At 65.5% G+C, this 1,408-nt stretch carries 1 protein-coding gene and 2 pseudogenes; 2 read left to right on the top strand and 1 reads right to left on the bottom strand.

All coding sequences use genetic code 11. The features are described 5' to 3' along the window. On the top strand, positions 1–570 hold a 570-nt coding region (locus A2I95_RS37880; RefSeq protein ID WP_291737576.1), incomplete at its 5' end, for a hypothetical protein. Next, positions 567–821: pseudogene (locus tag A2I95_RS37875) on the top strand (endonuclease/exonuclease/phosphatase family protein); the annotation flags it as partial. The gene A2I95_RS37880 and the pseudogene A2I95_RS37875, both read left to right, overlap by 4 nt. 360 nt (positions 822–1,181) lie before the next feature. On the opposite strand, the pseudogene A2I95_RS37870 reads toward A2I95_RS37875, so the two are convergent. Continuing rightward, a pseudogene (locus A2I95_RS37870) lies at positions 1,182–1,408 on the bottom strand (3-isopropylmalate dehydratase small subunit); the annotation flags it as partial.

Raw genomic sequence — 1,408 nt, 5'->3', positions numbered from 1 at the left:
CCGCTGGAACCGACCGGGCTGACCGCGCTGGTCCACCGTCTTGGCGGCTGGCTGGGCGGGCAGCTGGACTTTGCCTATTCGCCGGTGCAGCTGACGGTGCTGATGCTGCCGCCGCAGGTTCCGGAAGCCACAATGGTGATGGTGCGCGATGCCGCCGGGCTGGTTTGTGCGATCGCGGGCGCCGCGATTGCCGGCTTTGCGCTGGTGATCCGTGTCGGCCACTGGCCTGTCGGCAGCGGCGCCTTCAATGTCTGGGTCAACCTGCCGCTTTTCGACCCCACCACCGGCGGCGATGTGGTGCAGCGGCTGCAGCGCGACGCGCGGGTCAATATCATCGGCGGCGTGCTGCTGCCGTTTGTCCTGCCCGCCGCGGTCAAGATGGCCTCGGGCTTGGTCGATCCCGGAATTCTGGCAGCCCCGCATATGCTGATCTGGGTGATCAGCGCCTGGGCGCTGGTGCCTGCCTCAATGATCATGCGCGGCATGGCAATGCAGCGCATCGCCGGGCTGATCATGCATAAACGGCGCGCCGCCGGCAGCGCCGCGGACGAAGCGCTGCAAACCGCATGAGGCGGCTGGCGGCGAGCCTCCTTCTTCTGATCCTTGCCGCCGGCGCAGGCCAGGCCGGCACCCTGCGCATCGCGACCTTCAACACAGAGCTGTCACGGGACGGGCCTGGCCTGCTGCTGCGCGACATTGAGCGCGGCAGCGATCCGCAAATTGCCGCGGTGGTGGAAGTGATCTCTGCCGCACAGCCGGATGTGCTGGCATTGCAGGGGATTGATTGGGACTACGAAGGCCGCAGCCTTGCCGCCCTAGCCGGGCTGCTGGCAGAGGGCGTTTTCGCCTCTGGGTCCAGAATTGAAGCCCCCCGGGAATGGCCCAGGGCGCTCTGCCTCATTTTTGCCCCATTGTTGCCGGGCGGCGGCTTTCCGCTCAAGGCCCGGCGGCAGGGCAGGGGCCACTTTCCCCGCGGGACTGGTGCCCGATTGCATCAGGGATTTGGTGAAGAATGAGAGGGGTGGGGGGCGCCTACCAGATGCAGTGGCAGAGCGCGAGGGAAGCACAACGAGACAGCCCGTTCTGAATTGCGGCAGAAATGCGGCGCGAATCTGGCGGGCGAAAATAGAAGAGCCGCCCAGGCCGGGCGGCTCTGATGTGGTCTTGGCAGTGCGCGGGGGTCAGACCCAGGGACGGGCCTGCGCGGTCTTGTCCTCAAATGTCTTGATGGAGTCCGCTTTCTCCATGGTCAGGCCGATATCGTCCAGACCGTTCAGCAGGCAGTGCTTCTTGAATGCATCCACTTCAAACGCGATCACCTCGCCGTCCGAGGTGGTAATCTCCTGTGCTTCCAGGTCCACGGTCATGCGGGCGTTGGCACCCTTTTCCGCATCGGCCATCAGAATGT

Source organism: Leisingera sp. F5, assembly GCF_001593695.1.
The sequence above is the reverse complement of the archived record's forward strand: the minus strand, read 5'-3'. Positions and strand labels throughout refer to the sequence as shown.